At 69.4% G+C, this 24,796-nt stretch carries 22 protein-coding genes and 2 pseudogenes; 14 read left to right on the top strand and 10 right to left on the bottom strand.

The window, feature by feature from the left end:
• Positions 1-151: 151 nt before the first annotated feature.
• The 3 genes from OG272_RS02860 to OG272_RS02850 all read left to right on the top strand — a co-directional run bounded on the left by OG272_RS02860 (position 152) and on the right by OG272_RS02850 (position 3,494).
• A complete protein-coding gene (locus OG272_RS02860; RefSeq protein WP_327731645.1) occupies positions 152-1,807 on the top strand; it encodes an ATP-binding protein in 1,656 nt (551 codons plus the stop codon).
• Positions 1,808-1,824: 17 nt separating this feature from the next.
• A complete protein-coding gene (locus OG272_RS02855; protein WP_327731646.1) occupies positions 1,825-2,442 on the top strand; it encodes a response regulator transcription factor in 618 nt (205 codons plus the stop codon).
• A 140-nt stretch (positions 2,443-2,582) separates the two neighbouring features.
• On the top strand, positions 2,583-3,494 hold the full coding sequence (locus tag OG272_RS02850; RefSeq protein ID WP_327731647.1) for an SDR family oxidoreductase: 912 nt from the start codon (positions 2,583-2,585) through the stop codon (positions 3,492-3,494).
• Positions 3,495-3,547: 53 nt separating this feature from the next.
• On the opposite strand, the gene OG272_RS02845 is transcribed toward OG272_RS02850, so the two are convergent.
• On the bottom strand, positions 3,548-4,339 hold the full coding sequence (locus tag OG272_RS02845) for an IclR family transcriptional regulator C-terminal domain-containing protein (protein ID WP_327731649.1): 792 nt from the start codon (positions 4,337-4,339) through the stop codon (positions 3,548-3,550).
• Positions 4,340-4,582: 243 nt separating this feature from the next.
• Here OG272_RS02845 and OG272_RS02840 point away from each other — a divergent pair, with 243 nt between their 5' ends.
• The gene (locus OG272_RS02840) at positions 4,583-5,158 is read left to right on the top strand and encodes an aldehyde dehydrogenase family protein (RefSeq protein ID WP_405892416.1); all 576 of its coding nucleotides are present in this window, start codon (positions 4,583-4,585) and stop codon (positions 5,156-5,158) included.
• On the opposite strand, the gene OG272_RS02835 is transcribed toward OG272_RS02840, so the two are convergent.
• On the bottom strand, positions 5,128-6,072 hold the full coding sequence (locus OG272_RS02835) for a superoxide dismutase (protein WP_327731650.1): 945 nt from the start codon (positions 6,070-6,072) through the stop codon (positions 5,128-5,130). The two genes, OG272_RS02840 and OG272_RS02835, sit on opposite strands and share 31 nt — an antisense overlap.
• A 369-nt stretch (positions 6,073-6,441) precedes the next feature.
• On the opposite strand from OG272_RS02835, the gene OG272_RS02830 reads away from it, so the two are divergent.
• A complete protein-coding gene (locus OG272_RS02830) occupies positions 6,442-7,902 on the top strand; it encodes an aldehyde dehydrogenase family protein (protein ID WP_327731652.1) in 1,461 nt (486 codons plus the stop codon).
• Positions 7,903-8,442: 540 nt separating this feature from the next.
• Positions 8,443-9,249 (top strand): SGNH/GDSL hydrolase family protein, encoded by an 807-nt coding sequence (locus OG272_RS02825; RefSeq protein ID WP_327731653.1) that lies wholly within the window; start codon positions 8,443-8,445, stop codon positions 9,247-9,249.
• 272 nt (positions 9,250-9,521) lie between these two features.
• Here the strand turns inward: OG272_RS02825 and OG272_RS02820 are convergent, their stop codons facing one another.
• The gene (locus tag OG272_RS02820; RefSeq protein ID WP_326585146.1) at positions 9,522-10,097 is read right to left on the bottom strand and encodes a PadR family transcriptional regulator; all 576 of its coding nucleotides are present in this window, start codon (positions 10,095-10,097) and stop codon (positions 9,522-9,524) included.
• Positions 10,098-10,223: 126 nt separating this feature from the next.
• Here OG272_RS02820 and OG272_RS02815 point away from each other — a divergent pair, with 126 nt between their 5' ends.
• Positions 10,224-10,616, top strand: a complete 393-nt coding sequence (locus tag OG272_RS02815) for a nuclear transport factor 2 family protein (protein WP_326585147.1) — start codon at positions 10,224-10,226, stop codon at positions 10,614-10,616.
• 487 nt (positions 10,617-11,103) lie between these two features.
• Here the strand turns inward: OG272_RS02815 and OG272_RS02810 are convergent, their stop codons facing one another.
• The gene (locus OG272_RS02810) at positions 11,104-12,027 is read right to left on the bottom strand and encodes a helix-turn-helix domain-containing protein (RefSeq protein ID WP_405892413.1); all 924 of its coding nucleotides are present in this window, start codon (positions 12,025-12,027) and stop codon (positions 11,104-11,106) included.
• Between the two features lie 191 nt (positions 12,028-12,218).
• Positions 12,219-13,136, bottom strand: a complete 918-nt coding sequence (locus tag OG272_RS02805; RefSeq protein ID WP_327731657.1) for a helix-turn-helix transcriptional regulator — start codon at positions 13,134-13,136, stop codon at positions 12,219-12,221.
• Between the two features lie 231 nt (positions 13,137-13,367).
• Between OG272_RS02805 and OG272_RS02800 the strand changes: the two genes are divergently transcribed.
• The 4 genes and pseudogenes from OG272_RS02800 to OG272_RS02785 form a co-directional block, all read left to right on the top strand.
• On the top strand, positions 13,368-14,882 hold the full coding sequence (locus tag OG272_RS02800; protein ID WP_327731658.1) for an MFS transporter: 1,515 nt from the start codon (positions 13,368-13,370) through the stop codon (positions 14,880-14,882).
• Positions 14,883-15,011: 129 nt separating this feature from the next.
• The gene (locus tag OG272_RS02795) at positions 15,012-16,055 is read left to right on the top strand and encodes an aldo/keto reductase (RefSeq protein ID WP_327731660.1); all 1,044 of its coding nucleotides are present in this window, start codon (positions 15,012-15,014) and stop codon (positions 16,053-16,055) included.
• 82 nt (positions 16,056-16,137) lie between these two features.
• Positions 16,138-17,049, top strand: a pseudogene (locus OG272_RS02790) (FAD:protein FMN transferase); the annotation flags it as partial.
• A gap of 73 nt (positions 17,050-17,122) precedes the next feature.
• A pseudogene (locus OG272_RS02785) lies at positions 17,123-17,290 on the top strand (metallophosphoesterase); the annotation flags it as partial.
• Positions 17,291-17,317: 27 nt separating this feature from the next.
• Here OG272_RS02785 and OG272_RS02780 read toward each other — a convergent pair.
• The 4 genes from OG272_RS02780 to OG272_RS02765 form a co-directional block, all read right to left on the bottom strand.
• Positions 17,318-18,355 carry a dihydrodipicolinate reductase gene (locus tag OG272_RS02780; protein ID WP_327731661.1) on the bottom strand — a complete coding sequence of 346 codons (1,038 nt, stop codon included), beginning with the start codon at positions 18,353-18,355 and terminating at the stop codon, positions 17,318-17,320.
• A 472-nt stretch (positions 18,356-18,827) separates the two neighbouring features.
• A complete protein-coding gene (locus tag OG272_RS02775) occupies positions 18,828-19,094 on the bottom strand; it encodes a hypothetical protein (RefSeq protein ID WP_327731662.1) in 267 nt (88 codons plus the stop codon).
• 40 nt (positions 19,095-19,134) lie between these two features.
• Positions 19,135-19,887, bottom strand: coding sequence for an NADPH-dependent F420 reductase (locus tag OG272_RS02770; RefSeq protein ID WP_405892410.1), 753 nt, complete (start codon positions 19,885-19,887; stop codon positions 19,135-19,137).
• A 94-nt stretch (positions 19,888-19,981) separates the two neighbouring features.
• Positions 19,982-20,752 (bottom strand): SDR family NAD(P)-dependent oxidoreductase, encoded by a 771-nt coding sequence (locus OG272_RS02765; protein WP_405892408.1) that lies wholly within the window; start codon positions 20,750-20,752, stop codon positions 19,982-19,984.
• A 127-nt stretch (positions 20,753-20,879) separates the two neighbouring features.
• Here OG272_RS02765 and OG272_RS02760 point away from each other — a divergent pair, with 127 nt between their 5' ends.
• The 3 genes from OG272_RS02760 to OG272_RS02750 all read left to right on the top strand — a co-directional run bounded on the left by OG272_RS02760 (position 20,880) and on the right by OG272_RS02750 (position 23,545).
• The gene (locus tag OG272_RS02760; RefSeq protein ID WP_326585150.1) at positions 20,880-21,473 is read left to right on the top strand and encodes a TetR family transcriptional regulator; all 594 of its coding nucleotides are present in this window, start codon (positions 20,880-20,882) and stop codon (positions 21,471-21,473) included.
• Positions 21,474-21,818: 345 nt separating this feature from the next.
• Positions 21,819-22,415, top strand: coding sequence for a TetR family transcriptional regulator (locus tag OG272_RS02755; RefSeq protein WP_405892407.1), 597 nt, complete (start codon positions 21,819-21,821; stop codon positions 22,413-22,415).
• A gap of 374 nt (positions 22,416-22,789) precedes the next feature.
• Positions 22,790-23,545, top strand: coding sequence for an SDR family oxidoreductase (locus OG272_RS02750; protein WP_327731666.1), 756 nt, complete (start codon positions 22,790-22,792; stop codon positions 23,543-23,545).
• Positions 23,546-23,732: 187 nt separating this feature from the next.
• Here OG272_RS02750 and OG272_RS02745 read toward each other — a convergent pair whose 3' ends face one another.
• Positions 23,733-24,764 (bottom strand): SMP-30/gluconolactonase/LRE family protein, encoded by a 1,032-nt coding sequence (locus OG272_RS02745; protein ID WP_405892405.1) that lies wholly within the window; start codon positions 24,762-24,764, stop codon positions 23,733-23,735.
• Positions 24,765-24,796: the final 32 nt, after the last annotated feature.

Genomic DNA, 24,796 nt, shown 5'->3' with positions numbered 1-24,796 from the left:
CCAGGCTACGATGCTGTGACCGGCCCTGAGTCGGCTTCGTCCCCAGGCCGACCGACGCCTGCCGCGCAGGTACCCGGTTCCACGCCGCGTCCGCCTGGCAGAGCGGGCTTCCGGGCAGGTTCATCGTTCGTCGACCATGAGGAGATCGGTCATGTCCGCGTCGCCGCTCGTGGGGTGGGACGACATCGCCGCCGCCGCGCCGGACGGCCTCGCCGTTCTGGACTGCGTGGGCCGCTTCGTACGGCTGAACCCGGCGGCCGTCGCGCTGCTCGAGGCGGACTCGGAGGGTGAGCTGATCGGTGGGCCGTCCCCGTTCACGCCGGCGGAGGGGGTCGGCGCATGCCGGGCCGGGCTGCTGGAAGCTCGATCGGACGAGCAGGTGGCCCACTGGGAGCCCGCATCCGGACCCCGTCGCGAGTTTGCCTACCGGACCCGCAGTCTGCCGACCGACCCGAAGTTCACGGTGGTGTCGTTCCGCGACGTCACCGACGAATGGCATCGGCAGCGCAGGATCGCGGCGATCGCCCGGACGTCGATAGCGCTGGCTTCGGAAGGCTCGCTCGGCTCGACACTGGACGCCGTGGCCCAGCAGATCGTCCAGGCGGACGGCCTGGCCGGCGTGCAGATCCTCACCCTCGACAGCACCGGCCGAGAACTGAGGCTGATGGGTTCTGCAGGGCTGCGGCACTGGGACGGGTTCCTCGACCGTCTCCTGGAGTGTCGTGACCGGGGCGCCAGGCTGCGCATGCTGGACACCCTGAGGGAGCGCAAGCCGATCGTCGTGCCGCACCGATGGGCCCAGATCCTCGAGGACCCCGCCTGGGAACCGCTGCACGCGTACCTCGGGGAGCTGAACTGGGACTCTTTCGTCAGTGTGCCGCTGATGGCGCGCGGCCGTCCCGAAGGGGTGCTGAACGCCTACTTCGCCCCCGGCCAGGAGATCGGCAGCCGGACACTGGAGTTCCTCGCCGCCATGGCGGAACAGGCCGCCCTCGCCGTCGACCACGCCACGCTGCTCCAGACGGAGCGTGAGGGTGCCCGCCGCAACGAGCGTCAGCGCCTCGCCCGCGACCTGCACGACTCGATCGTCCAGCAGGTGTTCTCCATCGGCATGCAGGCCAACGCCGTGGGAGTGCTGGGTGCGCGGGGCGAAGCGGTTTCCGCGGTGGCGGTCCGGAACTTCGCGGACGAAGTCGGGTCCCTGTCGCGGACCGTCCTCGCCGATCTCCGGGCCATGGTGCATGAACTCCGTCCGTCCGACTCCCTACGGCTCGGGCTGGAGGACGCGGTGACCACGCTCGTCAAGAGCACCGAGAACCGGACGGGTCTCAGCATTCGGCTGGAGTGCGGGCAGGAAGTGGACGCGGTCGAACCCGAACTGGCCGAGGACATGTACCGGATCGTCGCCGAGGCCATCCACAACGTGGTCAAGCATGCGGAGGCCACCGCCGTCACCATCCGCCTCGGCATACGTGACCACACACTGACCGCCGTGATCCGCGATGACGGCTGCGGATTCGCGGACTCCGGCGGACGACGGGACGCGCCGGACAGCGAAGGGGGCCGAAGCACCGGTCCCCACCGGCACCACGGCTACGGACTGACGACCATGCGCGAAAGGGCGGAGCGATGGGGCGGCACCATGAGGATCAGATCCGGCGCGAGGAGCGGCACGACCGTACGGGTCGTCGTACCCCTTCCGGTACGAGTGCCCCAGGCGCCGCCCGCGGACTCGGAGCGCGGCCGGAACGCTCCGTCGGCAGTCCCGCTCACGGAGGCGGAGCACTCCGCCCGGTCCGGGTCCTGATCGTCGACGACCACGCCGTGGTACGCCGCGGAATCCGCGCCTACCTCGAGGTCCTGGACGACATGGAGGTGGCTGCGGAGGCCGCCGACGGCCAGGAGGCGCTCACCAGGCTGGACGCGATGGCCGTGCACCGGGAACTGCCGGACGTGGTGCTGATCGACCTGCTCATGCCCAGGATGGACGGGGCCACGGCGATCGGAGCGATCAAGCAGCGTCACCCCGGTGTCCGGGTCGTGGTGCTCACCAGCTTCGGCGAGATGGAACGCGTCCACGCGGCGCTCGCCCAGGGAGCCGCCGGCTACCTGCTCAAGGACGCCGATGCGGGTGAGGTGGTAGCCGCGATCCGCGCGGCCGCCCGGGGCGAGGTCTTCCTCGACCCCGCGGTGGCCAGGGGACTCACCCAGGAGATCGTTTCGCCACCGACCGGGCTCGCCTCGCTCACCGGCCGGGAACGCGATGTCCTCGTCCTGGTCGCCGAAGGACGGTCGAACCAGCAGATCGCCGACGAGTTGGTGATCAGCGAGCGCACCGCCCGCACCCACGTGAGCAACGTCCTGCGCAAACTCCGGCTCACCTCCCGGACCCAGGCCGCGCTGCTCGCGGTACGGCAAGGGCTGGTGCCCCCGAAGGGCTGACCGCTCCGCCGACCGCGACGGATGTCCCGGACCGGACGGGACAGAGGTCGGCCACAGGTGCCGTCATCAGCGGGATCCTCACGGGCCCCGGCGTTCCTACGCTCAGAAGGACGCCGTATCGACCAGCTCAGGAGGACATCATGCTCGACGGCAAAGCCGCCATTGTCACAGGTGCGGGCCGAGGCCTGGGACGTGCCTACGCCCGTGCCATGGCGGCGGCGGGTGCCTCCGTCGTCGTGAACGACCTGGACGCCGACGTGGCCAAGGAGACGGTCGACCTGATCACGGACGCGGGCGGAGCAGCTGTCGCGCACGTCGGGGCGGTCGGCGGTTCCGAGTTCGCCGACGGGCTGGTGCGGCGCGCGGTCGACGAGTTCGGCCGGCTCGATGTGATGGTCACCAACGCCGGTGCGCTGCGTGACAGGACCCTGCGCAACACCACCGACGACGACTTCGACGTCGTCGTCGACAGCCATCTGCGCGGTACGTTCACCTGCGGCCGCGCGGCGGCGGCCCACTTCCGGGAACAGGGCGAGGGCGGTCGGCTCATCCTGGTGGGATCGCCGGCGGGGCAGCGCGCCAGCTTCGGCCAGACCGCGTACTCGGCCTCCAAGGGCGCGATCGTCGCGATGGCACGCACCTGGGCGCTCGAACTCGCGAAGATCGATGTCACCGTCAACGCCATCGTGCCCACCGCGCTGACCCGCATGGTGGCGACCATGCCCCGGGTCGGTGACCTCGTGGCGAAGGTCGACGCGGGGGAGCCCGTTCCCGACGCCGTCCGGCGGCAGGGGCTGGGATCGCCGGACGACGTGGCACCGGTCATCGTGTATCTGGCGTCGAAGGAGTCGGCCCACATCACCGGACAGGCCATCGCGGCGGGGGGCGACCGGATCGCTCTGTGGACGCACCCCGGTGAGGTCGAGGAGCGGTTCCGGCAGGACGGCTGGACCGCCGGATCAGTCGCGGAACTCTTCTCCGGCACCTATGCGGACCGGCTTCAGGACTTCAGGCCCACGCCCCTCGATCTGGCGGCCTTCGAGGAGGCGTGACGCGCACGCGGCCCCTCGACGGCCCTCAGGTCCGTGCAGGGGGCAGTGGCTCCTCAGGCCTGCGGCACCGCGGCGACGCGGGCGAAATCCGCGCTGATGTCTCCCGCCGTCTGCAACAGCGGTGGCAGATGCTCCTCGACAAGTCGCTCGACCGATGTCTCGGCCGCGTGACAGTTGACATTGAGCGCCGCGATGACCTGGCCGGAGCCGTCACGCAGCGGGGCCGCGACCGACCGGATACCGGGCGCCAACTGCTGGTCCGTCAGCGCCCATCCCCGTGCTCGCACCTCGCGCAGGGCCGCGTCACGTTCGCCGAGGTCAGGCTGCCAGCACGGCGTCAGCCCCGAGCGGGAAGGCTCGGCGAGCACCTGCTTCAGCTCATCGGCCCGCAAGGCTGCCAGCAGTACCTTTCCCAGAGAGGTCTGCAGAGCCGGAAACCGTGTTCCGATCTGCACCGACAGGGTCACGAGCTTGGGGACAGCCACCCGGGCCACATAGATGATGTCCGATCCGTCCAGCTGAGCCACGGAGCACGACTCGCCGGTTCGCTCCACCAGGCGCTCCATATGGGGCCGCGCGATGTCCCACAGACCCATGGAGCGTACGTAGGCGACCCCGAGTTCGAGCACCCTGGGGGTCAGCGCGAACCCCGCCTCACACGAGCGGACATAGCCCAGTTCCTCCAGGGTCAGCAGAATCCTGCGGGCGGTCGGCCTGGCGAGCCCGGTGGCGCCGGCGACCTGAGCCAGTGACATCTGTGGCTGCCCGGGCGGAAACGCGGCAATGACCCCGAGCCCTCGGGCCAATGCCTCGATGAAATCCGGTCCTGTTCCCTGGCGTGGCACGCGACTCCTCGGCTGCGGTCGAGCTATGGATTCCCGCCGTCACCCTAACGCGTGTCCGCGCTGCGGACATGAGTTCAGGCGGGGCTTCCCAGCGAAGGGGTTGACACCGGAAGGGTCCGAAGTGACGCTGACCCAAAGCTGTCCGTCAGGTGGATGATTGTCCGACAGGCGTCATCGCCCCTTCCTTCCCGCGCTTCCTGGTAGCTCGTCCAGGGCGCTTCCCTGACCAGCGGCCAGGTCTGCATGGCGGTCAAACGGGTGTACGTCCATCGCTCCCGCTACGACGAACTCGTCGACGCGCTGACCTCCGCCCTCGACACTCATTGCGTGGGCGCGGGAACCGATCCCGCCTCGACCATGGGCCCGCTCAACAGCGCCGCCCAACGCGACACAGTCACCGCCATGCTGGCCGAGGCCGCCGACGCCGGAGCCGAGGTGCGTGAACGGGGCACCCTGGCCCCCGGCGCCGCCACCTCCGCGGGCCACTTCCTGCGTCCCGCACTCGTCCTCGACCCCGACCCCCGCTTGCGGATCGTCACCGAGCAGCAGTTCGGCCCCGCCCTGCCGATCCTGCCTTTCGACGACGTCGATTCCGTGGTGGACCGGGTCAACAACGACTCTCCTTCACCGAAGCGCACACCATCACGACGCACGGATAGAAACGGCGAGTGCGGCTGTACCCCGCCGGCCTTGAGCGGGCGGGGTACAGCCGCACTCCGGCCGTACGTCAGAGCAACGGACCCCGCCCGCTTCGAGCGGACGGGGTCCAGTCGTACTCCGGCCGTACGTCACACCAACGGCACGGACACCGCGTTGTAAGGGGTGTTCTCGTCCCGGTCCGGGGTGGTGAAGCGGGAGTTGGGCAGGTAGAGCCGACCCTTGTACGCGGCGGCCGTGGTGGGCAGGTCGAAGCGGTCGTCCCTGATCACCCCGATCGCGGTGCCCCTTGTGCCCGACCGGTTGAGCCGGATCACGTCCACCTGGTTGGGGTTGGGCTGGACCACGTAGAGAGTGCGGCCGATGAGCACCAGCCCGTCGCCGCTGGGCAGCGCCGTGTCACCCAGGTCCACCTTGCGGGCCACGCCGGTGCGGGGGTTGACGCGCATCAGTGATCCGCCGTCCGCGGCCGCGTTGGTGACGAGCAGGGCGCTGCCGTCGGGGGTGAGCGAGATGCCGTTGGACGTGAAACCGGACTGCACCCAGTCACCGCTCAGCGTGAGGCTCTCCGGGGCGCCGATGCGGCCCTGCCGGCCCAGGGGCAGCTTGAACAGCTGTGCGCTGAACGACTCGGTGAACCAGGCGGCGTCGCGGGTGAGCAGGACGTCGTTGACGAAACTGTTCTCGCCGGCGACCACGTGGTTGGCGCGCAGCGCACCACTGTGGGCGTCGACGACCCGCAGTTCACCACTGCTGCCGCCGGCCAGGAACAGCCGGCCCCAGGAGTCGACCTTCAGGCCGACCGTCATGCGTCCCAGGCCGCGGTGGACGACCTTGCCCTTGCCGTTCGTGAGGTTCACCCGGTACACGCCGCCGGTGGCGATCGATCCGAAGTAGGCGTACGGCGCGGAGCCGATCGCGACTCCCTCCGGCCCCCAGCCGTTGGGCAGCGAGAACTCCCCGGGCCAGGATCTGGCGGTGCCCGGGGCGGCCTGTGCCGTACCACCGATCAGGGCCGTCGCTCCCAGGGCGATGCCCGCGCCGAGAATCTGCCTGCGTGCGAGAGAACTTGTCATCGATCGTCCTTCCACGGAAAACAAGACGGGCCGTGCCGGTCCGGCTGGGCTCCTGGATCAATTCTTGAGAGTTCAAGTACATGTGCACAGCGACGAATGTCCTGACTCTCCTCGGCCCATCGGACGGAACGCTGCCGGGCCGGTGGGAGCACGGACCGCGAAGGCGTGCCACTCGACACCAGACCGACCTCGCAAGGCCGAACGTCGCGCACGAGATACGTCATTCGTCCTTACTTCCAGCGCTCGCCTCCCGGCTCTCTGTCCAGTGCCGTCACCGCTGGGCCATCATCCGAAAACCTGCCGGTCGCAGTGGCGCGACCGGCGTGAGTACGGTGATGGCTTCGCGCCGCACCGGGAAGGCGAGCGGGCATGAGCGTGCAGCGACCGCACATCGAACCGGGCAGGCTGTTCATCGGCGGAGAGTGGCGGGACGCGGAGTCCAAGGAACGGCGCGACGTCATCGACCCGTCCACCGGCAAAGTCGTCACCACGGTCGCGGACGCCGACGGGACCGATCTCGCCGCCGCGGTGGCCGCTGCCCGTGATGCGTTCGACGCGGGGCCGTGGCCCCGGACACCGGCCCGCGAGCGCGCCCGTGTGCTGCACCGGGTGGCCGATCTGGTGCGCGAACGGGCGGACGAGATCGCCGCCGTGGAGAGCCTCGACGTCGGCAAGCCCGTCTCGTTCAGCCGGGGGGTGGACGTGGAGACCGTGGCCGAGACGTACGAGTACTACTCGGCGCTGGCGCAGAGCCTCGACGGGGCCACGCGGCAGCTCCCCATACCCTCCCACGCCTACACCCGCAGGGAGCCCATCGGCGTGGTGGGAGCGATCACCCCGTTCAACTTCCCGTTGATCCTGAGCACGTCGAAGTTCGCCCCCGCCCTGGCGGCCGGCAACACCATCGTCCACAAACCGGCCGACGAGACCCCCCTCAGCGCGCTGCTGATGGCGGAGATCCTCGCCGATGCCGGCGTTCCCTCGGGAGTGGTGAACGTCGTCACCGGCAGCGGCCCCGTCCTGGGAGAGGCACTGGTGCGTCACCCAGGCGTCGACAAGATCGCCTTCACAGGGTCGACGAGGGTCGGCCGCCTGGCGGCGAGCACGGCCGGCGAACAACTCAAGCCCGTCACCATGGAGTTGGGCGGCAACGCGCCGCACATCGTCTTCGAGGATGCCGACGTCGGGAAAGCGATCGGCGCGATCATCAAGGCCTTCGTCTTCAACACCGGACAGTTCTGCATGGGCGGACCCCGGCTGCTGGTCCACCGGTCCCTGTACGACACCATGCTGGGCATCCTCGCCGACGCGGTTCCGGCGGTCCCCGTCGGCGACCCCTTCGACCCGGCCACCGTCGTCGGGCCGATGGCCGGCGAGCGGCACGTGGAGAACGTCGAGCGCTTCGTGAAAGCGGCCGTCGAGGACGGCGGCCGCATCGTCGTCGGCGGTGAGCGCTTGGAACTCGACGGCGGTTACTACTTCAAGCCCACCGTCATCGCCGGCCTGGACAACGACGCCCGCACCGTCCAGGAGGAGATCTTCGGCCCGGTGCTGACGGTTCAGCCCTTCGACACAGAGGAAGAGGCGATCGCGCTGGCGAACAGCACGCCGTACGGACTCGCCGCCGGTCTGCAGACTTCCGACCTGGCGCGCGCCCATCGGGTCGCCGCGCGACTGGACGCCGGCATCGTCTGGGTCAACGACTGGGCCATGCTCGATCCCGCCGTGCCCTTCGGGGGCGTCAAGCAGTCCGGCTACGGACGCGAATCCGGCCCGGAGGCGCTGCAGGCGTACACGAGGACCAAGTCGGTCGTAATTTCACTCGTCTGACCCCTCGTCTGACCCCTCGACGGGGCCCGCTCCGAGCGCCCGGCCGCCGCCGGCGGGCCCTCCCGGCCGGATCGGCCGGGTGAACTCCGTCCCCGGCTCTTAAGAGCCGGAGGTGAGCCGGGGGCATGGCGGCCTGGCAGCAGGCGTTGTCGCCCGGGCCGTGGACGCCACCGTTGAAGGTGACCCGGTACGGGCGGTTCGGCGCGAAACGGCGGGCGGTGGTGAAGCCGACCGCGTCCTCGTCGTGCATGCCGTTGACGACCCGGGCGCTCAGGTGCCAGCGCAGACCGTGGTCGGTGCTCAGGTCTGAAGAGGGGATGGGCGGTGAGGTCGGCGCGGGACCAAGGCGGTGGACCGAGGCGGTGGACCGAGGTGGTGGACCGCCCTCGACGGCCTCAGCACCTGCCTGAGCGGCGTCACTTTGCAGGAAGGTGAGCCCGCAGCTATCCTCATACTCAACAATGCGACTAGGTGCCTAGTTGTTTAGCGATGGCCGTGTGCCACTGCCATCAGCAGCGTTGACGAGAGGCGGTCGGCCCCGTGTCGAGCAGCGGGTATCTGCGCTATGTCGCCCTGGGCGACAGTCATACCGAGGGGCTCGGGGACGGCGACGATGTCCGTGGTCTTCGGGGCTGGGCGGACCGGCTCGCCGAGCAGGTCGCCCGCCACAGCCCCGGCCTGCTCTACGCCAACCTCGCGGTGCGCGGCCGTAAGGCCGGTCAGGTGCGCGCCGAGCAGCTGGCTCCGGCCCTCGCGATGCGGCCCGACCTCGCCACCGTGGTGGCTGGGGTCAACGATGCGTTGCGCCCGGGCTGCGACCTCGACGAGGTGGCCGGCCATGTTGAGGCGATGTTCGCCGCCCTCACCGCGCAGGGCGCCACCGTCGCGACCCTCATGTTTCCAGATGTCGGGCGTATCACGCCGTTGGCTCGCCCGATCGGTCACCGTGTTCTCGCACTCAACGCGCGCATCCGGGAGGCCGCCGACCGCCACGGCGTAGTAGTGGCGGAGACGGCCGCGCACGCGGCGGCGACCGATCCGCGGTTGTGGAGTGCTGACCGGCTGCACGCCGGCCCGCTGGGACACGCGCGCATCGCGGCTGCCGTGGCCCAGGCGCTCGGTCTGCCGGGCAGCGACGACAAGTGGACCCTTCCCCTTCCGGTCGAGGGGACAGACGTCTCTGTCTGGAGGACCGTGGGTGCCGAAGTGCGCTGGGCCGGCACCTTCCTCGGCCCTTGGGTCGGCCGCCGCCTGCGTGGCCGCTCCTCCGGCGACGGCCGCCAGGCCAAGCGGCCGGCGCTGCTTCCGGTGGCCGCGTCCGCTGGGGACATCTCCCCATCGGTGTGATGCTCTGGCTCGCGACGACGCCAGGCGGCTCCTCGTGCTGAACTGCTCTTCACCGGACGGGAGCTGGAATGAGTGACATCCATCCCTTCGCCTACTGCGCGCGAAGCGTCTGCGGATCGTCAACGACGTGGTCGTAGGCGTCGTGGCACTGCTGTTCACCGTGTTCTACGTCAGTCCAACATCGACCCGCCAGTCACCTCCACCCAAGATACCCACTCTGTTGACTACCTGTATGAGTGGGACCGCCGCCGTCAGCCGTCAGCCGTCAGCCGTCAGCCGTCGGCCCGGAGCGCGGCCGTGCGCTGTTCGAGCCTGCGCAGCGCCATGTCCCCCCACTGGAGGTTCTCCCGCTCGAACGACATCCCGCGCAGCAGGGTGAGATACGGGCCGATGCGCTCGGCCTCGGCGAAGTACGCCTCCTCGGAGCGCCCGTCGAGCAGGCGCTGCCGGAGCCGCTCGTAGCGGGCCAGCTTGGCGGTGGCCCACTCCAAGCGCTCGGTGATGGCGGTCCGGACCGCTTCCATGTCGCCCGCGTCCAGGCACTGCACCTTGACAAGCAACTCGTCCCGGATCACCGCCGGTTTACCCAAGGGCTCGGCGGTGTAGGCGTGGACGGCCTTCTGCCCGGCCTCCGTCAAGGAGAACAGTCGCTTGTTGGGGCGGCGCTTCTGCTCGACGATACGGGCCGTGACGAGTCCTTCGGCCTCCATGCGATCCAGCTCCCGGTAGAGCTGCTGAGGCGTCGACATCCAGAAGTTGGCGACCGTCGCGTCGAACGCCTTCGCGAGGTCGTACCCGGACGCCTCGCCCTCCAACAGTGCGGCCATCACCGCGTTCCGCAAAGCCATGGATTGCACGCTAGCAGATTAATCAACTAAGTGACTAATGATTACCGCTTTCCTGTGGACAAGCCCTAACGGGCCCTCTAATCTCCAACACACCTATTCACTTTTCTGAGTATCAAAGGTGGGCTCATGCATCCCTTCCGTAAGGCCGTCGAGAGCGGCGACCTGGACGCTGTGGCCGCTCTGCTGGCCGACGACGTCGTCTTCACCAGCCCCGTCACCTTCAAGCCGTACCCGGGCAAGGCGATCACCGCGGCGATCCTGCGCGGCGTGCTCCGGGTCTTCGAGGACTTCACCTACATCCGTGAGATCGCCAATTCCGACGGCCGCGATCACGCCTTCGTCTTCACCGCCACCGTCGCCGGCAAGCAGCTCCAGGGATGCGACTTCCTGCACTTCGACGACGAAGGGAAGATCGACGAGTTCACGGTGATGGTGCGCCCGCTCTCCGCCGCCCAGGCGCTCGGCGAGGCCATGGGCGCCCAGTTCGAGCAGATCGCCCGAGAGGCCGCCGAACAGTAACCACGACGACGGCCTTCGACGCGGTGGTCATCGGCGCGGGCAACGCCGGACTGACCGCCGCCACCCTCCAACGCTGGGACTGCGCACCCTCCTGGCGGAGCGCCACAACGTCCCCGGCGGCTGCGCCACCTCCTCAAAGCGCCTCTCGATTGGCATCGCCACTGCCCCGCCCATCAGCCCGGTGAACCATGCCGGTCGCAGCACCAGCTTCTCGCGGCGCAGGCCGGGTGTGCGGCGGTGGCCGACCTGGGGCAATCCGGCGGCTGGGCTGCCCGGGTGCGGCGGATGCGTAGGAACCGTCCCAGTGCGTCGCCGTCGCTGAGCTCGGGAGCCGTGACGCCTGTCTTCCCTGTCGCCACTGTTGTACGCCCGGAGGTTCGGTCGGGAACTGCCGCACGTGGGCCGGGGATCCCGGTTCGAGGAAGTACAGGATGTGCCGCTTCCCCCGCGAGCGACGACCGGATCCTGTTGCTTCATGTGTGCGTTGTCAGGAGGCAGACCCGCTGAGTGAGGCCGTCAGACCTGTCAGCAGCCACAGGGCTTTCCGGGACGTCGAGCCGGGCTCGGCGTGATGGACGACGAGGGTCTGGTCCGCGTCGCCGGGTAACCCCATGGCTTCGAAGGAGAGGGCGAGTTCGCCCACCACCGGGTGGCGTAGCCGCTGGACGCCGTGGCCCCTGCAGCGTACGTGGTGGCGGGCCCACAGCCGTCGGAAGTCGTTGCTCTTCTCCGCCAGTTCGCCAATCAGAGCGGCGAGTTCCGTATCCTCCGGGTGTGTGCCAGCGTCCACGCGCAGGATGCTGACGATGTCCAGCATCTTGGCTTCCAGGTCGGCGAAACGGTCGCGTGCCGCGGGGGAGAGGAACACCAGCCGGGACAGGTTGCGCTCCCGAGGTGGGAGCCGGGACCAATCCCCGAACACGGTGGTGGCGAGCCGGTTCCAGCCCAGGATGTCCAGGCGCCGGCCGCAGATGTAGGCGGGGACCCCGTCGAGCGCGTCCAGCAGCTGCTGGACGCCTGGCCGCAGCCTCTGGGGCAGGGCTTGCCGATTCCCGTGAAGTTCCGGCCGGGCAAGGCGAAACAGGTGCGCGTGCTCGTACCCACTCAGGCGCAGGGCGCGAGCGACGGAGTCGAGTACCTCGGCTGACATGGTGTCGCCGTGTCCCTGTTCCAGGCGGGTGTAGTACGCGAAGGACACCCCGGCCAGCTGCGCGAGCTCCTCGCGGCGCAGTCCCGGCACTCGGCGTCGCCCGGATGACGGCAACCCCACGTCCTCGGGTCCGAGACGGGCCCGGCGGGATCGGAGGAACTCCCGCAGTTCGGCGCGCCGGTCCAGTTCGGGCTCGAAACCTTCGCCGACGGGGTGGCGCGACGGCGGATGTGCGCTGGTGGGTGTGACGTCAGGAGGCATGTGATCCGTCTGGGGTCCGGGTCCGGGGCTGTCAGAAGTTCGTGGGCATGCGCGTGGCGTACGGCTGCTCCAGGGAGCGGATCTCGTCATCGGTAAGGACGATGTCGATGGCCGTGACAGTGTCGGTGAGGTGTCCGGCTCGGGTCGCACCGACAACGGGTGTCGTGACGACCGGGTTTTTCAGCCGTCCGTCACGCGTTCTCGATGGTTTGGCTGTCGGGCGAGAGCCTCGGCGTGTGCTCGGCCTCGGCCGCGGCCAAGTCGAGCAGAGTCAGCGCGTCGTGTTCGGGTGTTCCGGACTCGGCGTGGTACACGACCATGCACTGGTCCGGGGTGCCCAGCAGTTGCATGGTCTGGTAGCCCAAGGTGAGGTCCCCGACCTCGGGGTGGTGGAAGGTCTTGCGACCGTAGGTGTGGCCCTTGACGTCGTAGCGCTCCCACAGGCGCGCGAACTCGGGGCTTTTGAGCAGGAGTTCGCCGACGAGTTGCGTCAGGTCGGGTGCGTCCGGCTCCCTGCCGGCCAGGGCGCGCAGTCCGTTGACGCAGGTGCGGACCTGGATGTGCCAGTCGTCGAACAGGCCTCGGGCGGCGGGGTGCAGGAAGACGTAGCGGGCGATGTTGCGCTGCTTCGCCGGCCAGTCGTCCAGGCCGGCGAGCAGCCGCAGCCCGCCCGGGTTGTACGCCAGCACGTCGCCGGTACGGCTGAACACGTGCGCGGGGTAGGGGCGCAGACTCTCCAGCAGCAGCTTGACGCCGGGCCGCACGGTGCGGTTGGGCGCCGACGGCGGCTCGGGCGTCGACCGGGCCGCGAGAGCGGCGAGAGCGCGTAGGTGATCGCGCTCGTCTTCCTCCAACTTCAGCGCGCGGGCGAAGGCGTCGATCACGGACGGGCTGGGCCGGGTCTCCGTGCCGCGCTCCAGCCGCGCGTAGTAGTCGATGCTGACGCCGGCGAGAGTGGCCAGCTCCTCCCGGCGCAGTCCGGGAGTCCGGCGTCGCCCACCGCCGGCCACCAGGCCCACCTCTTCGGGCATCAGCCGGGCACGGCAGGCGCGCAGGAAGCGCCCCAGCTCCGTACCGCGGGTGCCGCCGCTGTGCTGCTCACGATCCATGTGTTCGAAGTGTGGGGATGTCAGGACCTGGGCGGAAGGCGCGTGGGGTGCCCTGCCACAGCACCGAACACGGCTCCAGGGCACAGCCCGGCCTGCCACATGTCGCCGCCGGCCCGCACGCTGGACGCGTGTGGAAGAGGGCCTTGCCCGCGCGGCCGGCAGCGTGGTCCCCGCTCTGAGGTGTCCGGCGCTTCCCTTCGTTCCATCCGTCACAGAAACCGAGCCGTTCCCATGTCTGCACGTCACACTCCCGCCGGTGCCCCGGCAGTCGATCCACGGCGCTGGAAAGCGCTGACAGTCATCGCCATAGCGCAGCTGATGGTCGTGCTGGACGCGACGGTCGTGAACATCGCACTGCCGCACGCCCAGGCGGACCTGAACATCTCCGACGGCGACCGGCAGTGGGTGATCACCGCCTACAGCCTCGCCTTCGGCGGTCTGCTGCTGTTGGGCGGACGGATCGGCGATCTGTGGGGCCGCAAGCGGGCCTTCGTCGTGGGCCTGGCCGGCTTCGCCCTGGCCTCCGCGCTGGGCGGCGCAGCCGTCAACCTCGGCATGCTTCTCGCCTCCCGCGCCCTCCAGGGCGTGTTCGGCGCCCTGCTCGCCCCGGCCGCTCTGTCCCTGCTCACCGTGGCGTTCACCGAGGCCAGGGAGCGCGCCAAGGCGTTCGGCATCTTCGGCGCCATCGCCGCGGCCGGCGGTGCGGTCGGCCTGCTCCTGGGCGGTGTGCTCACCGAGTACATCAACTGGCGCTGGTGCATGTACGTCAACATCGTCTTCGCCGTCGTGGCCGCGGCCGGTGCCACCTTCTACATCAACGACCGGGGGGACCAGCGCAACCGTGACCGGCTCGACGTCGTGGGCACCCTGCTGGCCACCGTCGGACTCGTCGCCCTGGTCTACGGCTTCGCCCGGGCGGAACAGGACGGCTGGGACTCCGGCCTCACCATGGGCATGTTCGTCGCCGCGGTCTTCCTGCTCGCCGCGTTCGCGCTGGTCGAGTCCCGGGTCAAGGCACCCCTCCTGCCGCTTCGTGTGATCACGGACCGCAACCGTGGGGGCGCCTACCTCTCCCTCGGGCTGGCCATGATCGGCATGTTCGGTCAGTTCCTGTTCCTGACCTACTTCCTGCAGCTGAACAAGGGTTACTCGCCGGTCCTGTGCGGGATCGCCTTCCTGCCCCTGGTCGTCTGCCTGGTGATCGGTTCCACTCAGATCGGCACCCGACTGGTCAACCGTGTCCCGGCCCGATTCCTGATGGGCCCCGGTTTCCTGCTGGCCGCCATCGGCATGCTGCTGCTGACCCGGCTGGAGGTGGACAGCTCCTTCGCCACCCACGTCCTGCCCTCCGAGATCCTGCTCGGCCTGGGCATGGGTACGGCCTCGATGCCGGGCATGAGCCTGGCCACCTCCCGCGTCCGGCCGCAGGACGCGGGCGTCGCCTCCGCGATGGTCAACGTCTCGCAGCAGGTCGGCGGTTCCATCGGCACCGCGCTGCTGAACACCATCGCCGCCAGTGCCACCAGCAGCTGGATCGCCGCACGCGCGTTCTCCGGTTCCGTCCCCGAGACGGCCGCCCAGCAGGCCGCCGTCCACGGCTACGCCGTGGCCTTCGGCTGGGGCACCGCCATCATGGCGCTGGCCGCGCTGATCGCCTTCGTCCTCGTCAACGGTGGCGGCCGCGGCAGGGCCGACTCCTCAGGTGAGGCCGCGGAGCAGGCCCAGGTTCCGGTCATCGCGCACTGACGGCCGGAGCACGACGGGCCCCCGGCACAGCGGGGGCCCGTTCCCCGGGGTTCGGACCGCTCCCATACAGCCACTTTCCCGTTCGCACGATCGCACTCCACTCCACTCCACTCCTAGGGAGAACGCACGATGGAATACCGCCGACTCGGCAACACGGGCACGGTGGTGTCGAACCTCGCGCTCGGCACCATGACGTTCGGTGACGAGACCTCGAAGGAGGAGGCGTTCGCCCAGATGGACGCCTTCCTGGAAGCGGGCGGAAACTTCTTCGACACCGCTGATCTCTATAACCGCGGCGTGACGGAGGAGATCATCGGCCGGTGGCTCGAGAGCCGTCCGAGCGAGGTCACCGACCGGGTGGTGCTCGCCACCAAGGGCCGGTTCCCGTTCACCGACGACGTCAACGACGTCGGCCTGTCCCGGCGCCATCTCTCCCGGGCGCTGGACGGCTCGCTGCGCCGACTGGGTGTGGACTGCGTCGACCTGTACCAGGTGCACGCCTGGGACCCGCTGACCCCGATCGAGGAAACCCTGTCGTTCTTCGACTCCGCCGTCCGGGCGGGCAAGATCCGCTACGCGGGCCTGTCGAACTTCACCGGTTGGCAGCTCCAGCTCGCGGTCTCCACCGCCCGCGCGAACGGCTGGCCGGTCCCGGTGACCTTGCAGGAGCAGTACAACCTCGCCGTCCGCGAGGTGGAGTGGGAGGTCCTGCCGGCGGCGGCGCACAACGGCCTCGGCGTGCTCCCCTGGTCGCCCCTGGCGAGCGGCTTCCTGACGGGCAAGTACGCGCGCGGCGTCCAGCCAGGGCCCGACACCCGGGCCGGGGGAGACAACCCGCTGTACCAGTACACCTCGGCCAACTACGCCAACGCCGACCGGACCTGGGCCGCGGCCGACGCCGTCGTCCAGGTCGCTGAGAAGACCGGCGCCTCGCCCGCCCAGGTGGCGCTGAGCTGGGTCGCCGACCGGGACGAAGTCACCTCGGTCATCATCGGTGCCCGTGACATGAAGCAGCTGACCGACAACCTCGGCGCCGCCGACCTGCACCTGGACGTGGGCGCTGTGGCCTTCCTCGACAAGGCCAGCGATCCTGGCCCGGCGCCTTACCCCTACGGCCCGTTCGGCCTCGCGCAGAGCGCCCGGACCGTCAACGGCGGCGCTGAGCTGGACTGACGTCGTCCCAGGCAGGCCGGCAGGCCGGGGTGCCACCACCGTGCTGCCTCGATGGGGCGACGGGGCTCTCACCTCACTTCGGATGGCCGGCCGAGGCCACGCGCACCCGCAGCAGTCACCCACCGAACCGAGCGGAGCGGCAATCGTGCACCACATCACGCGCCACCCTGTCGAGGCCTCCGGGACGGCAGCCCCGGGCGGACCGGCAGCCGAGCACAGCCGGTTCACGTTCGACGCCATCGGCACCGACTGGCAGATCGACACCGACGAGCCGCTGAGCGGGAGCTTGCGCCACCGGCTCCTGGACCGCATCCAACAGTTCGACGCCACGTACTCGCGCTTCCGTCCCGACTCGCTCGTGTCCCGGATCGCGACCGCTTCGACAGGGGGCCGGTTCGAGTTCCCGGAGGACTCACTCACCCTGTTCGACCTCTATGACCGCCTCGTCACCGCGACCGGCGGTGCGGTTGACCCGCTTGTCGGCCGTGATCTCGAACTCCTCGGGTACGACGCCTCGTACTCCCTCATGCCGGTCCCGGACGCGGTCCGGGCCGAGGAGCGCGCCCGGGGCCGGGCGACCCGGGCGGCGGACATCGTAAGGGACGGCAGGACGCTGCTCACCCGGCGGCCGGTCGTGATCGACGTGGGAGCGGTGGGCGAGGGCTACCTCGTGGACATCGTCTCGGCGATCCTGCGGGAAGCCGGGATAGCCCGCTTCGTCGTCGACGCCGGTGGCGATCTGCGCCATGTGAGGGAACGCGCCATCCGAGTCGGCCTTGAGTATCCGTTCGACCCGCAGCTCGTGATCGGCGTGGCGAACGTGCGGGGCCGTGCGTTGTGCGCCTCCGGGGTCGGTGCCCGCACCTGGGGCGACGGGCTGCACCACCTGCTCGACGCGCGCACCGGTCGCCCCGCCCGGAAGGTGGTCGCCACCTGGGTCGCGGCCGACAGCGCCGCTCTCGCCGACGGACTGGCGACAGCGCTGTTCCTCACCGACGCGCGCCGACTCGCGCAGAGCTTCGACTTCGCCTACGTGCGGATGTATGCCAGCGGTCACGCGGAGATCTCCCGGCAACTTGCTCGCGGAGCTGGCCAACCCCACCGTCGCCGGACTCGAACGCCACGGCGACACCCAGCTGTACGTGAGCCGTGGCGCCGGTGCCTGGGGCCCACCCGTCAAGGTGGGCGCGCCGTCCGACATCACCGTCGTCGAACTCGCGTCGCCCCAGGCATAGTCGTGAAGCACGACCGCACGCGGGTGTTCAGGCCAGGTTCGCGACCATCCTCGGCAGGTCGAGGGTGGTCCTGATGCCGGGCTGCGCCTCGCAGACCAGGGGTACGGCGTTGACGACGATGTGGGCCGTGTAGCCGGGTGAGACCGCGGTGGAGTTCTCGGTGGCGACGCGGATGTCGATGGCGAGCGGGGCGTCGCCCTCGACGACGACGCGCCAGCCGCTGTCTCGCACCTCCCAGGCCGGTTCGAGGTCCCTGGTCACGTACCAGGTCGGCCGGATCACCATGAACGGCTTGCCGTCCCGCAGCCCGGTGACCTCGAACCGCCACGCGGCGACCGTGCCGGCCTCGATCGCCACCGAGCCGACTTTCACTGTCTTCGCCGCGACAGCCACTGACGCCGTCGTGGTGATGTCATCAAGAGGTGTTGAGTGCCCGTCGGCGAGTTGGCGCAGCGAGTTGCCGAATCCGTCCTTGAGGCGGGCGGTCAAGTAGGTGAGGTCCATCGCCGCGGGATCGCCGCCGAACATCTGGGAGAGCAGTTCCGGCGAGTCGCGCGTCGACATGTCGGCGAACTCCTCGATCGTCAGGCGATCGAGCCGACGCTGGAGGGCGGTCACCGCGAGAGGGAGAACTTCGGTGATCCAACCCGGGCTCGAACCCGTGGCGTAGAGCGACGCCCCACCGCGCCGGCACGCTGCCTCGATCTGTTGCTGCGCGTCAGGGGTGAGGTCGGACGCGGTGACGGACGTGACGATGTTGGCCCCCGACTCGAGGAGCCGGCACATATCGTCGATCTTGACGCCTTCAGGTGCCGGCATGTAGAGCACGCAGTTCGGTTCGGCGGCAAGGATGTCCTCGATATCCCCGGTGGCACGGACGCCGGTCGGCTCGGTGCCGCACAGCTCACCGGCATCGCGACCGACCTTCGCGTCGGAGTGCACATACACGCCGACCAGGTCGTACTGCGGGTGCTCCAGGACGCATCGAAGGGCTCGCGTCCCGATGTTGCCCGTTGCCCATTGCGCGACTCGGTAGCGGCTGTTGTGCGACTGCTGATCAGGCATCTTTCTCCCTGTGGTGAGTGGTGAGCGGTGAGTGGTGCGGCGGGCAGGCGGGAAATCGGAGGCCCAGGCGCGCTGTCCACCGGGGCCGAGCCTGTGCCCAGGGCTCGGGTGGCTTTGTCCGCCCTGACCATGGATCGGCCTCGACCGGTCAGACACGGCTTCCGTCAGTCGAGGTGGGCCAGCCGCCGCGCTGCGGGCGCGGCGCGGTCGTCGATCCACCGGGCCGACCGGCGAGCGGAACAGAAGCGATCACGGTTTCGATGCCGAGTTCGGCATGGTCGGCCATCGCCCTGGCGAAGCCGCCGATGTCGCTTCCCCGGAGTACATGGCCACTTTCGGATCTGTGTGTAGTCCCGGCCGACGTCGTCGAGGTGACGGCTCGGCACATCGAGCCTGTGCGACTTCGGCAGGGGTGGGGACGGTCAGGTTGCAGGCGTGCGCGTACTGGGCCACCGGCCTCAGGATCTTCTGCTCACCGCTTCCGCCGATCATGAGCCCCGAGTCGCACGGTGGAGGTGTGCGCGGCGAGGTAACCGAGCGTGGTGCAGCACTCCAGCATGGCGCTGTCGGCGCCGCCCATTACCTCCATCTGGAAGTAACGGTCCGTTGTGGACAGCCGGCCCACCCCCGCCGCCTCGGCGGCGGCCCCGACTGCGGCCGGCTCCGGCCCCAGCCCACCGTGTCTCGTCAGGTCGCCCGGAGGATCGTCGAATCCCACGATGTTGATGGCCAGTCGCATGTCAGCCTTCGGCCGCAGATCATGGCCCGCGTCTCCTGGTTCACTCCCGGGCGAGGGTCGCGCGGGCGTCGCCCGCTGAGCGTCGGACGGCGGTGTCGGTCAGTTCCCTCACCGTGGCGGCAGGCACCGGGACAACCGAGGCCTCGAAGAACCAGCGCCACTTCTCCTCGTCTGTCAGTCCCTCGGGCTGCGCCGGCAGGTACGGCTGGACGTAGACCGGGGTGCCCGGCTCGCTGCGCCAACTGTCGGCGAGGGTGCCGATGTCCACGGTGTCGTAGCCCAGCGAATCCAGCAGCTCGGCCACCTGCGCCTTGGCGGCCGTGTCGTCACCGGCGATGGGCAGGGCACTGCGGTCGTCGGCGTCGGTGGGCCGGGCTGAGGTGAACAGGCGCACGAAGTCGATGCTGTTGAACGCCTTGACCACCCGGGAGTCGGCCAGGTGCTGCTGCACCAGAGTGCTGGAGGTCAGCCCACCGGCGTCCAACTCGGCGATGTGGCCGATGCGATCGGGGTAGTAGTTCATGGTGTCGATGACGGTCTTCCCGGCCATGGCGGCGGCCGGAAGCTTGTCGTAGCTGCTCAGCGGGATGGTCGCCACCACCAGGTCGCCGGCCTGCGCGGCCTCGGCGGGGGTGGCCGCGCGCGCTTGCTCGCCGAGCTCGGCGACGAGTTCGGCGAGGGTCTCCGGGGCACGTGAGTTGCTCAGTACGACATTCAGGCCGGCGGCCACGGCCAGGCGAGCCAGCGCACTGCCGATGTTGCCGGCGCCGATGAGTCCGAGGGTCTTGGTCATGGGGTCACGTCTCCGGTCAGTTGACATAGGTGAACGGGAAGGGCGCATGGGGTTCGTGGAGGGAGCAGATGCGGCGGAGCCGCAGCACCTGCTTTCAGCCGCGCACACTCATGCCGCCGTCGATCGACCAGGCCTGGCCGCTGATCCACGCCGCGTCGTCGGAGAAGAGGAAGGCGACGGCGCCGGCCAGGTCGGCGGGCTCGCCCAGCCGCGGGCTGCGGGCGTACTGCAATGCCATGGCCTGCAACGGCTGGTCGTCCTGGCGTTGTTGGGTCTCGCCCATGACCAGGCCTGGGGCGACGGCATTGCAGCGGATGCCTTCCTTGCCCCAGCGGGAGGCGATGTGGCGGGTCAGCGCGTTGATCCCGGCTTTGGAGGCGGCGTACGCGGGCCGCGTGGGCTCGCCGCCCCAAGCCGCGCCGGAGGAGGTGTTGACGATGACGCCGCCGCCCTGACCCAGCAGGTGCGGGAGGACCGCGCGGCAGGTCAGGGCGTAGCCGAGCAGGTTCACGTCGTGGGTGCGGCGCCACACGGCCGGGTCCATCTCCAGCAGGTCGACGTCACGACCCAGAGTGGCCGGCGAGAGGTCGGCGCCGACGTTGAAAAGCCCGTCGACCCCGCCGAACTCGGCGACGGTCCGGTCGACCAGCGCTTGAATCGTGGCCTCGTCACCGAGGTCGAACTCGACGGCGATCGCGGTGCCACCCGCTTCGGTGATGCCCTTGGCAGTGGCCTTTGCTTCAGCCACATTGATGTCGCCGACGACGACCGAGGCCCCCTCCTCGGCGAGCCGCCCGGCCGTCGCCGCACCGATGCCGGTCGCGCCCCCGGCGATGACGATCCTCTTGCCCTGCAGACCCCTCATGACTTGCCCCTTTGTTGAGTAGAGGTGCCATCATTGCGTCACCCACTGCATTGTGAAACTCAGTGTCACTCTAGCAACTGTAGCTCAACACTGCGGGTCGGCATCAAATGAGAGTTAGGATCGACGAATGACTGGAGCGGTACGTCCGAGCACGAGAGACATCGCCCGGGCCGCCATCCGGTCCGAGTTGGCGCAGGTGGCCTTCGACCTGTTCCGTCGCGACGGCTTCGACAACGTCACCGTCAACGACTTGGCCGCGGCCGCGGGAGTATCCCGCAGCACCTTCCTGCGCTACTTCGGCAGCAAGGAGGATGCCGTCCTCGGCGCCGTCGACGCCCGGGGCGAGCAGGTCGCCGATGCTCTACGTGCCCGGCCTGCCGATGAGGATGACTGGACGGCCCTGCGACGTGCGCTGGACGCCGTCACCGAGCCCCACCGCCAGGATCCGGACGGCACACTCGAGATGTCCCAGCTGATCATGCGCACGCCCGCGCTGGGTGCCCGCACGCTGGAAAAGCAGAACGGTTGGCGCCCCGTGATCGCCCAGGCACTCGCCGAGCGCGCCGACCCCTCGTGGCCCACACTCCTGGTGCCGTTGGTGCGCGCGGCCGCCGCGTTGGACTGCCTGAACATCGCCGTCGACCGCTGGAGCGCTTCGGACGGCCGCCTCGACCTCGAGGCTCTGCTCGACGAGGCTTTCGCCGCCTTCGTGCCCCGGTAGGAGTGGCCGCCGCCTGGCCTGCAAGAACGTCCCGCGGCCAGGCTGTCATCGGGGATGCCGCCGGTCTGAAGGGTCTTCCCTGGCGGAGGTACCGGCTCTGGCCCCCAGTACGCCACCGGCCTTCGGCGGACCTCCGGGTGGCAACCGCGGAGTGGGCGTCGGCGCCTCTGGTGCGGGCGGCGTGCGTCTGCTCGGTCAGAAAGCATGTGGCGGGGTCGGTGGTTCGCCGTGATGCCGGACAGCCAGGACGACCGAAGATCTTCGTCCATGAAACCGGGTGTCATACTGGCACCTGGCAGACAATGTTGGGGTTGAGTCGGCTTAGGGGATGGGATGGGGACGCGGGTGGATGTGGCAGTCGGGCGCTCGAAGACCCGTGACATCGCCCGGGCCGCCGTACGAGCCGAACTGGCCCAGGTGGCGTTCGACCTGTTCCTGCGCGAAGGATTCGACAAGGTCACGCTGGATGATCTGGCAGCCGCGGCAGGAGTGTCCCGCAGCACCTTCCTTCGGTACTTCGGCAGCAAGGAAGAGGCAGTCCTCAGCGTCTTCGACGCGCAAGGCGGGCAGGTCGCCGACGCGGTACGCGCCCGTCCGGCCGACGAGGACGACTGGACGGCGCTGCGTCACGGGCTGGACGTCGCCCTCAAGCACTACCGTCAGGACCCGGACCGGGCTCTGACGATGACCCGGCTCGTCCGCGACACGCCCGCCCTGTGCGCCCGGCAGATGGAGAAGCAGCGCGGCTGGTGGCCTGCCCTGGCCAATGCGCTTGGCGAGCGCGCCAATTCCCCACGGCCTCTGCCGCTGGCCGCCTCTGTGAAGGCCGCCGTCGCGCTGGACTGTCTCAGTATCGCTCTCGACCACTGGACCGCCTCCGACGGTCGCCTTGACCTCGTCGACCTGCTGGACCAGGCATTCGCCGCGCTCAGCCCCCGCTGATGCGATGAAGCCCGGGCCGACCGAGGCCTTGGGGAGTTCAATCGCAGCAGCAGCAGTGTCACTGTCACCTTCCGCGCAACAGTGATGACGGCTGCGCCTGCCCCTTCCGCGGCGCCCGCCTGTCAATGGCGTTGATTCCCGCTGGACAGCAGCTCGCCGCCCACCTTGTGCAGAACCGCGTGCTGTCGCCGGTCGATGAGTCGCTGGCTCAAGGCGGCCGAACGGTGTCGTCGGCCTGGCATCGCGTCAAGCAACTGATGACCAGACCCTTACTTGACTCATGTTTACGTGTTTGAAATCCAGTTGCTAGTCTGACACTCAGTTCCACGCATGGAAGCGTGAGTTACTTCCCCCCAACGCAGGCTGGAGTTGCGATGTCCACCCCACTGAACGGCAAGACCGCACTGGTCACCGGGTCCACGAGCGGTATCGGCCGCGCCATTGGCGACGTACTGGCCAACCGTGGTGTCCATGTCATCGTCTCCGGGCGCAATACCGAGCGCGGCGCGCGAGCCGTCGCCGAGATCCGGGAAGCAGGTGGCAAGGCCGACTTCGTACAGGCAGATCTGACGTCTGCGGACAGCGCGCGGACCCTGGCCGAGCAGGCGCGATCAGTCACAGGCCAGATCGACATACTCGTCAACAACGCGGGCGTGTTCCCTGAGGGCGCCACCGCCGATACGACGGAGGAGCTCTTCGACGCGGTGTACAACACCAACGTCAAGGCGCCGTTCTTCCTGGTGGCCGAACTTGTTCCGGGCATGGTTGAGCGCGGCGGCGGCGCGGTGGTCAACGTCAGCTCGTTCGTCGCGGACAAGGCCGCTCCGGACCGTGTCGCCTACTCCTCCAGCAAGGCCGCTCTCAACAACCTCACCAAGGCGTGGGCGAAGCAGTACGGTCCGTCAGGCGTGCGTGTGAACTCGGTCGCACCCGGCGCTGTCGTGCCCGAAGAAGTGCAGGCCGCGATCGCCGATGATCCCCGGGCCGCCGCAGCAGTGGACGCTGTTCCCGCCCGTCGTTTCGGCCTGCCGCGCGAGATCGCCGAAGCCGTCGCATACCTCGCCTCCGATGACGCCGCCTTCGTTCATGGCGCGTTCCTGAATGTCGACGGAGGCGCAAGCGTGGCCTGATCGGCGTCAGGCGACCTGCGCCGCCGTTCGACGTCTACGACGCAGGCGCCACGATCCTGGTGAACACCTTCGCCGCGCCCGGGCTCTGGCTCGTCGACAGTGCGAACATCTCCCGTACGCGGCGTTGGCTGCGTCTGGTCGCCGGCATCCGAAGCAGGTGGTGCGGCGGATGCCGGCTGCGGCAGGTTCAGGAGGTCGGGCCGCAGTTCAGTGCGGCGGGGTCGATCGTTCCGCGCTGCACCTTCGCGTCGTGGGGCTCGTTGAGACCGGCGTTGGTGATGTAGAGCCGGTTTCCCCGTACCGCGGTGGAGGTGGGGGAAGCGAGGCCGTCCTTGGCCGTCAGGACGGTCTCGGTGGTCCCCTCGGGGTGGACGAGCGCGACCTGGTTGAGGCCGTTCTGCGCGGCGAAGACCACGTCGGAGCGGTCGTTGAGGAAGGTGAAGTCGTCAACGCCGGTGAGGCTGCTGGTGACGGTGTGGATACGGCCGGGGGCGCCGGGGGCGGTGACCGGGATCCGCAACAGGGTGCCCTTCGCCAGGTTGGAAACCCAGACGGCACCCTTGTGGAAGCGGAGCCCGTTCGCACCGAAGGGGGCGGACGGGTTTGCCGCGAGGGCGGCGTCGGTCAGCCATGCGGTCGCCGTTCCTCCGGAGGACGGGACAGACCATACGGTGGCCTTGTTGCTGTCGGCCGCGTACAGGGTGCGTCCGGTCGGGTCGAGGGCCAGGCCGTTGGGGAGGCCGTCGGTGGGCAGGGCGGCGACACGGCGCGGGGTGCCGCCGGGAGGCAGCTTCCATACGCCGGCGCGGGATGCGTCGGACGAGGCCACGTTGTAGTAGATGACACCCTTGCGGTCGCGCGTGTTGCCGGTGAATGTGTCGCCCTGCTGCCCGGCGACGATCACCTTGCTGCGCCCGGACGGGTCGATCCGCACCAGCGCCGGACGCTTGCCCGCCACGCTGCCCAGCATGGAGACGGTCAGCGAGTTGTCCGGGTTGGCGGTGATGTTCTCCGGGGAGTCGCCGGCGGTGAAGTCGAAGGAGGCGAGGGTCTTCACGTCGGTGACGACCGGCTTCGGGGAGGTCGCCTCCGTCTCGGCGGACGCGTACGGCGCCGACATGAGGACGGTCGCACTCACGACGATCGCCGTCGCGAGTCCGAACCGCTTCTGCAGGGGGGTTGCTGCGGTGGTTGATGTGGAGATTTCCATGTGGTTCATCGCACTCTTCTTTGAGGGGCGCACAGGTGGCC

The sequence above is a fragment of the Streptomyces sp. NBC_00104 genome, assembly GCF_045160825.1.
GTDB lineage: Bacteria > Actinomycetota > Actinomycetes > Streptomycetales > Streptomycetaceae > Streptomyces.
The sequence above is the reverse complement of the archived record's forward strand: the minus strand, read 5'-3'. Positions and strand labels throughout refer to the sequence as shown.